General features: G+C 71.5%; 7 protein-coding genes. 4 read left to right on the top strand and 3 right to left on the bottom strand.

What is annotated here, in order from left to right; all coding sequences use genetic code 11:
- The first annotated feature begins 85 nt into the window (after window positions 1-85).
- On the top strand, window positions 86-715 hold the full coding sequence (locus ACFP3V_RS28800) for a hypothetical protein (RefSeq protein ID WP_380589710.1): 630 nt from the start codon (window positions 86-88) through the stop codon (window positions 713-715).
- A gap of 22 nt (window positions 716-737) precedes the next feature.
- Here ACFP3V_RS28800 and ACFP3V_RS28805 read toward each other — a convergent pair whose 3' ends face one another.
- Window positions 738-1,754, bottom strand: coding sequence for a L,D-transpeptidase (locus ACFP3V_RS28805; protein ID WP_380589713.1), 1,017 nt, complete (start codon window positions 1,752-1,754; stop codon window positions 738-740).
- 213 nt (window positions 1,755-1,967) lie between these two features.
- On the opposite strand from ACFP3V_RS28805, the gene ACFP3V_RS28810 reads away from it, so the two are divergent.
- Both ACFP3V_RS28810 and ACFP3V_RS28815 read left to right on the top strand, forming a co-directional pair.
- The gene (locus tag ACFP3V_RS28810; RefSeq protein WP_380589716.1) at window positions 1,968-2,852 is read left to right on the top strand and encodes a YhjD/YihY/BrkB family envelope integrity protein; all 885 of its coding nucleotides are present in this window, start codon (window positions 1,968-1,970) and stop codon (window positions 2,850-2,852) included.
- Window positions 2,853-2,924: 72 nt separating this feature from the next.
- Complete coding sequence (locus ACFP3V_RS28815) at window positions 2,925-3,338, top strand: DUF7144 family membrane protein (protein ID WP_380589719.1); 414 nt, start codon at window positions 2,925-2,927, stop codon at window positions 3,336-3,338.
- A 58-nt stretch (window positions 3,339-3,396) separates the two neighbouring features.
- Here ACFP3V_RS28815 and ACFP3V_RS28820 read toward each other — a convergent pair whose 3' ends face one another.
- Window positions 3,397-3,807, bottom strand: a complete 411-nt coding sequence (locus ACFP3V_RS28820) for an SHOCT domain-containing protein (protein WP_380589722.1) — start codon at window positions 3,805-3,807, stop codon at window positions 3,397-3,399.
- 106 nt (window positions 3,808-3,913) lie between these two features.
- Window positions 3,914-5,551, bottom strand: coding sequence for a phosphoglucomutase (alpha-D-glucose-1,6-bisphosphate-dependent) (gene pgm, locus ACFP3V_RS28825; protein WP_380589725.1), 1,638 nt, complete (start codon window positions 5,549-5,551; stop codon window positions 3,914-3,916).
- Between the two features lie 207 nt (window positions 5,552-5,758).
- On the opposite strand from pgm, the gene ACFP3V_RS28830 reads away from it, so the two are divergent.
- Complete coding sequence (locus ACFP3V_RS28830; protein WP_380589728.1) at window positions 5,759-7,240, top strand: glutamate/gamma-aminobutyrate antiporter GadC; 1,482 nt, start codon at window positions 5,759-5,761, stop codon at window positions 7,238-7,240.
- Window positions 7,241-7,371: the final 131 nt, after the last annotated feature.

Genomic DNA, 7,371 nt, shown 5'->3' on the forward strand with positions numbered 1-7,371 from the left:
CCCGGGGGTGCAACCGGACGGAACCGCTCCGGCGGCAGGCGAGTCCCAAAGACGCCTGTGTCCGTCCGGCCCTTCTGGAGTCGCCATGCCGGCCCTGCGCCCCGCCCTCGTCCCGATCACCGCGGCAGCCGCTCTCGCCCTTGCCGGATGCGCCAGTGTGCCCGCGGTGACCGCGCCGCACATCGCCGTCTCGGCGACCCGGCCCTGCCCTCCGCCCCCGGCCTGGCTCGGCGCCACCGCGGCGCCGACGCGGCTGCAGAGCACGCCCGCCAACACCCCGCAGGCCGAGGCGCTGTCGCAGGCCGTGGGCGCGCAGGGCCGGGGCGCCTTCGCCGATGTCTACGGCACGCAGATCACCGACTTCCCGGTGGGCCGGGTCGCCCTCTGCGTCACCGACCTGGCCCGGGGCAGGCAGCTTGCCGCCGCGGCGAAGCGGGCCGACCCGGGGATCGACCTCTCGCGCCTCGACCTCTACCACTGCGGCTACGCGCAGCGGACCCTGGACCGGGCCATCGCCAGGATCATGGCGCTCGGTCCGACGGTGCTCGGCTTCCCCCTCTACACCGCGTCGCCCGTGCAGGACGCCTCCGGCATCCAGGTCACCACGACCGCGAAGGGCGCCCACTCCGCCGCGCTGCAGGCCGCCCTGGCCCGGGCGGCCGGGAACGGCATCCCCGTCCGCGTCGACCCGGGCGGCCCGATGCGGCCCGCCTGACAGCGCGTGGCGCTCCCGGCTCCTACTGGCCGTTGAGCGCGCTGCCCGCCTGCCACTGGGCCCAGGACAGGTTGAAGGCCGCGTAGCCGTTGTCCGGCGCGGCCTTGCCGCGCGGCGAGCCGGTGATGGTGACCGGGTCGCCCTGCTTGACGTGGCTGTAGTACCACTTCGAGTCCGCGAGCGACAGGTGCACGCAGCCGTGCGAGCCGTAGCTGTGGCCCGGGTACGGGTCGCCGGTGGAGTAGTGGACGTAGGTGCCCGAGTAGGTGAGGTGGACGTCCCAGGGCAGCGTCAGGTCGTAGTAGTTGGGGCTGTTCTTGTCGCAGGAGATCCCGACGCTGCACGAGGTCATCCGGACCGTCGGCTCCTTGTCGATGACCGCCATCGTCCCGTCCCAGGACGGGAAGTCCGGGCTGCCCGCGTCGATCGGCATGGTGCGGACGACCTTGCCGTCGCTCTTGACCACCATCGAGTGCCCGGTGACCGAGACGAACGTCTCGAAGTCCGCGCCGATCGTGAAGCTGTGGTGGTAGGCATGGGTGCCGTAACGGCCGTTGCCGTCCGGCACGTCCGTCAGGTCGGCGTCCACGGAGACCTGGGTGCCCGGGGTCCAGTAGTTCTCCGGACGCCAGTCCACCCGGGTGCCGCCCGGGTACCAGTGCCAACTTCCGGTCGTGGGCACCGAGGTGGTGACCTTCAGGTGCTGCTCCACCCCGGCCCGGGCCGACGCGGCCACCGCGTGGCTGAACACCACCGACACCGGCATCGCCACGCCCACCGTGGCCCCGGTGGCCGGGGTGATCGACTCCAGCTGCATCGGCGGACCCGACGGGTGCGTGGGAGAGGGCGACGCGCTCGCCGAGGGCGAGGACGTGCCCGAGGCCGTGCCGGAGCCCGCGCTCGGCGTCCCCGACGCCGCGCCGGCCGAGGCCGCGCTCCCCGCTGCGGCCGACGCGCTGTCGTTGCACGCCGTCGCACCCGCGAGCACCGCACACGCCAGCAGCGCCATCCCGGCAACCGTGCCCTTGCTCTTCCGCACTCCCCGACTCCCATCGACTACACACCCACTGCACCCGCAGAGAGCACACCGCAAGGGCGAACGGTTGCACGGCGAGGTGAGAGTCGTATGTGAGAGCTGTGTCACACCGGCTGTTCGGATCCGCGCCCGAACGGCGCAGCAGCGCTCGCCCGCTCCGCGGGCCCGCACATTGACTGGGCGTCAGCACTGCCGCAGGACGGAGGGGAGACGCGCATGGGCGGGAGGGCCCGGCTGCGGAACGCCGCCGCCACCGCACAGCGCCTGCGTGCGAGCGCCGAGCAGCACTTCCCCGTGCTCACCGAGCTGACCGCCCGGCTGCTCTCAACGAATCTGCTCGACGCCGCGACCCGCCTCGCCGCGCAGGCCTTCCTCACCGCCGTCCCGCTCCTCTTCGCCGTCGCCGCCTTCGCCCCGGCCAGCATGCGCACGCAGCTCGCGGAGTCGCTGCGCACGGTCTTCGGGCTGACCGGGCCGGCCAACCAGGAGATCACCGAGCTTCTCGGTTCGCCCACGGGCAAGGACCTGCGGCAGACCACCGGCATCATCGGTCTGCTCATGGCCCTGATCTCGGCCACCAGCTTCAGCCGCGCCATGGTCCGGGTCTGCGAGCGCGCCTGGCTGCTGCCGAAGGCGGGGGCCCGGATCGTGGCCTGGCGCTGGGTCATCTGGATCCTCGCCGTGCTGCTGGTGATCTTCTTCCAGGGGCCGCTGCGGGAGGGGTTCGGGGTGGGGATCTGGTTGGGCCTGCCGGTCACCTTCGTGATCAGCGTGCTGGTCTGGCTGTGGACGCAGCATCTGCTGCTGGCCGGGCGGGTCCCCTGGCTCCCGCTGCTGCCCGGGGCCGTCCTCGCCGCCGCGGGCTCCACCGCCCTGTGGATCACCGCCCGCCTCTACATCCCCACCGCCCTGAACAAGGCGCTCAACCAGTACGGCTCCCTCGGCCTGGTGCTGACGATGCTGTCCTGGCTCATCGTCCTGTGCGCCGCGGCCAGCTTCGCCGTCACCATCGGCGCGGTGCTGGCCCAAGGGCCGCCGCTGAACCGCTATCTGACGCCCCGTCGGAGCACAGGGGATGCACCAGCCGCACCTCCCGCCTAGGCTGCGATCACCAAATCCGGGCAAAGCCACAGAAAAGGGGCGGCAAGCGCCCCGCTGCGAGAGGAAAGTGACATGTCCTCACCCTCCACCGGTGCCTCCAGGAGCAGCAGCCCCTGGGCGGTCGGCGCCACCGTCTTCGCCGGCGTCCTGCTGGTGTGCAACGGCGTCATCAGCATCCTTGAGGGCATCACCGGCATCGCCAAGGACGACGTCCTGGTCAGCACCCCCCGCTACGTCTACCGTTTCGACCTCACCACCTGGGGCTGGCTGCACCTGGCGATCGGCGCGGTGCTGGTGATCGTCGGCATCGGCGTCCTGCGCAACCAGGGCTGGGCCCGCTGGACCGGCATCCTGCTGGCCGGCGTCAGCCTGTTCACGCAGTTCATGTTCCTGCCCCACTACCCGCTGTGGTCGCTGACCGTGATGGCGCTCGACGTCTTCATCATCTGGGGCCTCGCCACCGTCCGCAGCGACGAGCGGCTCTGAGGGACGACGGTCCCCGTCGGCCGCCTGCGGGCCGACGGGGACCGTCGTGCGTCACGGCTCAGGCCAGCAGCTTGTCCTTGGCCTTCTGGAACTCCGCGTCGCTCAGCGCGCCCTGGTCCCGCAGCTGGGCCAGCCGCGCCAGCTCGTCCACGTGCGTGGGGCCGGCCCCCGCGGCCGGACCGGAGGTCCCGGCCGCCTCGCGGACGTAGGACTTGAAGGCGGCGTCGGCCTGCCGCGCCTGCTCGGCGTCGCGCTCGCCCATCGACCGCCCCCGGACGATGACGTAGGCGAGCACGCCGATGAACGGCAGCAGGATCACCAGGATGATCCAGCCCGCCTTGCCCCAGCCGCTGAGGTCGTGGCTGCGGAAGATGTCGGTGATGATGCGGAACAGCAGGAAGAACCACAGGATCCAGAGGAACAGCTCCAGCATGCTCCAGAAGATGTTCAGCGCCGGGTAGTTGCTCACGGCAGTCCTCCGTGTCGGTCGTGCGGGTCGGTCGGTGCGGGCAAAGCCAGGGCTATCACCCGCCGACCGGCCCCGCAGCCGGGACTGGGCCGACCGCGTGGCGGCGTCAGGCCAGCGCCGAGGCGACCAACTCCCGCGCGGCTTCCTGCACCTGGGCCAGGTGCTCGGGACCGCGGAAGCTCTCGGTGTAGATCTTGTAGACGTCCTCCGTGCCCGACGGCCGGGCGGCGAACCACGCCTGATCCGTCGTCACCTTCAGGCCGCCGATCGCGGCGTCGTTCCCGGGGGCGCGGGTGAGCACCGCCGTGATCGGGTCCCCGGCCAGGGTGTCGGCCCGGACCTGGTCCGGGGAGAGGGCCGCCAGCCGGGCCTTCTGCTCCCGGTCGGCGGGGGCGTCCACGCGGGCGTAGGCGGGGTCGCCGAAGCGCGCGGTGAGCCCGGCGTAGAGCTGGGAGGGCGTCTCCCCGGTGACGGCCAGGATCTCCGAGGCCAGCAGCGCGAGCAGGATGCCGTCCTTGTCCGTGGTCCACACGCTGCCGTCGCGGCGCAGGAACGACGCACCGGCGGACTCCTCGCCGCCGAAGCCGAGCGAACCGTCCAGCAGCCCGTCGACGAACCACTTGAAGCCGACCGGTACCTCCACCAGCCGCCGCCCCAGGTCCGCCGCCACCCGGTCGATCATCGACGAGGAGACGAGCGTCTTGCCCACACCGGCCGCCGACGGCCAGTCGGGACGGTGCGCGAAGAGGTAGCCGATGGCGACGGCCAGGTAGTGGTTGGGGTTCATCAGCCCGCCGTCCGGGGTGACGATGCCGTGCCGGTCGGCGTCCGCGTCGTTGCCGGTGGCCAGCCGGTAGCGGTCGCGCTGCCCGATCAGCGAGGCCATCGCGTACGGGGAGGAGCAGTCCATGCGGACCTTGCCGTCCCAGTCCAGGGTCATGAAGCGCCAGGTGGGGTCGGTCAGCGGGTTGACCACGGTCAGGTCGAGGCGGTGCTGCTCGGCGATCCGGCCCCAGTAGGCCACCGACGCGCCGCCCAGCGGGTCCGCGCCGACGCGCAGACCTGCCGCGCGGACCGCGTCCAGGTCCAGCACGCTGGGCAGGGCGGCGGCATAGGCGCCGAGGAAGTCGTAGCGCCGGGTGGTCTCCGCCGTGAGCGCGCGGCTCAGCGGGATCCGCCGGACGTCCGCGAGACCCTTGCGGATCAGGTCGTTGGCCCGGTCCTGGATCCAGCCCGTGGCCTCGGACCCGGCCGGGCCGCCGGAGGGCGGGTTGTACTTGAACCCGCCGTCCGCGGGGGGGTTGTGAGAGGGCGTCACCACGATGCCGTCCGCGAGGCCGGTGCCGCGGCCGCGGTTGTGGTCCAGGATCGCCAGGGACACCGCCGGGGTCGGCGTGTAGCCGTCGTTGCTGTCGATCAGCACGGTCACCCCGTTGCCGGCCAGCACCTCCAGCGCGGTGGCCCGGGCCGGCTCGGACAGGGCGTGCGTGTCGATACCGAGGAACAGGGGCCCGTCGGTGCCCTGTTGGGCCCGGTACTCGCAGATCGCCTGGGTGGTCGCCGCGATGTGCGCCTCGTTGAAGGCGGTGTTCAGCGCCGAACCCCGGTGCCCGGAGGTGCCGAAGGCCACCGCCTGGCCGGGGACGTCCGGATCCGGCACCAGCGTGTAGTAGGCCGTCACCAGCCGTGCCACGTCGACGAGGTCCTCCGGCCGCGCCGGCTGCCCGGCCCGCTCGTGCACCATCCCGATCCACTCCCTTGCGCTCCGAAGCCGCTGGTCCTGCTGCCCACGAGGCTATCCCAGCCGGTCCCCGGTACCGGGGGGCCGACCGCGCGCGGGGCCGATCGGGTGATCGTGCAACTGCCTTGCCTTGCTCCGGATGCGGGTCGCGGCGGGGCCAATGAAGCTGAGAACCGGCGTCCCTGACGTGGCGTCGGAAAGTGAGGCCGCATGACCAGCATGGACCTGCCCGCCGACGAGAGCGGCACGGCACCCGTCGGGACGCGCACCGTCACCCGCGTGGCCGCCGGACCGCGGATGAGCTGGGTGACCCTGGCGCTGATGATCACCAGTTCGGTGGCCAGCCTGCGCTCCGCGCCCACCATGGCCGTCTACGGCCTGGCCTGCGTCTTCCTCTACCTGCTGCCCGCCGTGGTGTTCCTGCTGCCGACCGCGCTGGTCTCCGCGGAACTCGCCTCCGGATGGAACGGCGGCGTCTACAACTGGGTGGCCCAGGGCCTGTCCAAGCCGCTCGGCTTCCTGGCCGTCTGGTGCCAGTTCGCCATGACGATCTTCTACTACCCGACCCTGCTCGCCTACGTGGCCGGCACCATCTCCTATGTGATCAACCCGAAGCTGGCGAGCAACGGGCTCTACACCGCCGTCGTGATCATGGTGCTGTACTGGACCGGCGTCTGGGTCTCCTCGCGCGGCACCGAGGCCGTCGCCGGGCTGTCCAGCTGGGGCCTGGTCATCGGCACCCTGATCCCCGGCGCGCTGCTGGTCGTCCTGGGCTTCGTCTTCCTCGGCCAGGGCAACGCCTCCGCCGCCCCCATGGACGCCGCGCACCTGTTCCCGCAGTGGACCGGACTGGCCAGCCTGGTGCTGATCGTCAACAACTTCCTCAGCTACTCCGGCATGGAGATGAACGCCGTGCACGTCTCCTCGCTGAAGAACCCGGGCCGGGACTTCCCGCGCGCGATGTTCCTCGCGGTGGGGCTGGTCCTGGTGATCTTCATCCTGCCGGCCCTCGCCATCAGCTGGGTGGTGCCCTCGGCCGAACTCTCGCTCACCGCAGGCGTGATGCAGGCGTTCAACGCCTTCTTCCAGCACTTCCACGTCGGTTGGCTGACCCCGGTGATCTCGGTCTGCCTGGTCGCCGCCTCGCTCGGCGGCATGCTCACCTGGCTGGCCGGGCCGTCCAAGGGCCTGCTGATGATCTCCCGTCAGGAGGGCTACCTGCCGCCGTTCCTGCAGAAGCTCAACCGGCACGGCATCCAGCAGAACATCCTGGTCTCCCAGGGCGTGGTCACCACGCTGATCGCGCTGCTGTACGCGTTCATCCCGAACGTGTCCAACTCGTACTGGATCTTCTCCGTGATCACCACGCAGGTCTACCTCATCGTCTACCTGCTGATGTTCGTCGCGGCGGTGCGGCTGCGGAAGCTGCAGCCGAACCACCCGCGCGGCTACCGCGCCCCCGCGCTGAACGTGCTCTGCGTCGTCGGCTTCCTGGCCTCGCTCGCCGCGTTCGGCATCGGCTTCGTGCCCTCGTCCCAGTTCGGCGGCGGCAGCGTGTGGAGCTATGTCGGCATCGTCGCGGGCGGCACGGTCCTGCTGGGCCTGCTCATCCCGTGGCTGTTCCTGAGGCTGCGCAAGCCCGGCTGGCAGGATCCCGCGGCCGCGGCGCAGGAGGAGGCTGAGCTGGCATGAGCCGGAGCATGATGGCGTCGCGGCACCGGTGGATCTACGTCGGCTCGATCGTGCTGCTGGTGGCGATGGTGATCGGCGCCCTCCTCACCTTCTCCTCGCTGCACCGCACCAACCAGGCGAACCGCAAGGCC

The sequence above is a fragment of the Streptacidiphilus monticola genome, assembly GCF_042658505.1.
GTDB lineage: Bacteria > Actinomycetota > Actinomycetes > Streptomycetales > Streptomycetaceae > Streptacidiphilus > Streptacidiphilus monticola.

Excerpts from the sequence above, each read along its gene's own strand:
- ACFP3V_RS28800 (WP_380589710.1), top strand. The coding sequence starts at position 86 with ATGCCGGCCCTGCGCCCCGCCCTCGTCCCGATCACCGCGGCAGCCGCT.
- pgm (WP_380589725.1), bottom strand. The coding sequence starts at position 5,551 with ATGGTGCACGAGCGGGCCGGGCAGCCGGCGCGGCCGGAGGACCTCGTC.
- ACFP3V_RS28830 (WP_380589728.1), top strand. The coding sequence starts at position 5,759 with ATGACCAGCATGGACCTGCCCGCCGACGAGAGCGGCACGGCACCCGTC.
- ACFP3V_RS28810 (WP_380589716.1), top strand. The coding sequence starts at position 1,968 with ATGGGCGGGAGGGCCCGGCTGCGGAACGCCGCCGCCACCGCACAGCGC.
- ACFP3V_RS28815 (WP_380589719.1), top strand. The coding sequence starts at position 2,925 with ATGTCCTCACCCTCCACCGGTGCCTCCAGGAGCAGCAGCCCCTGGGCG.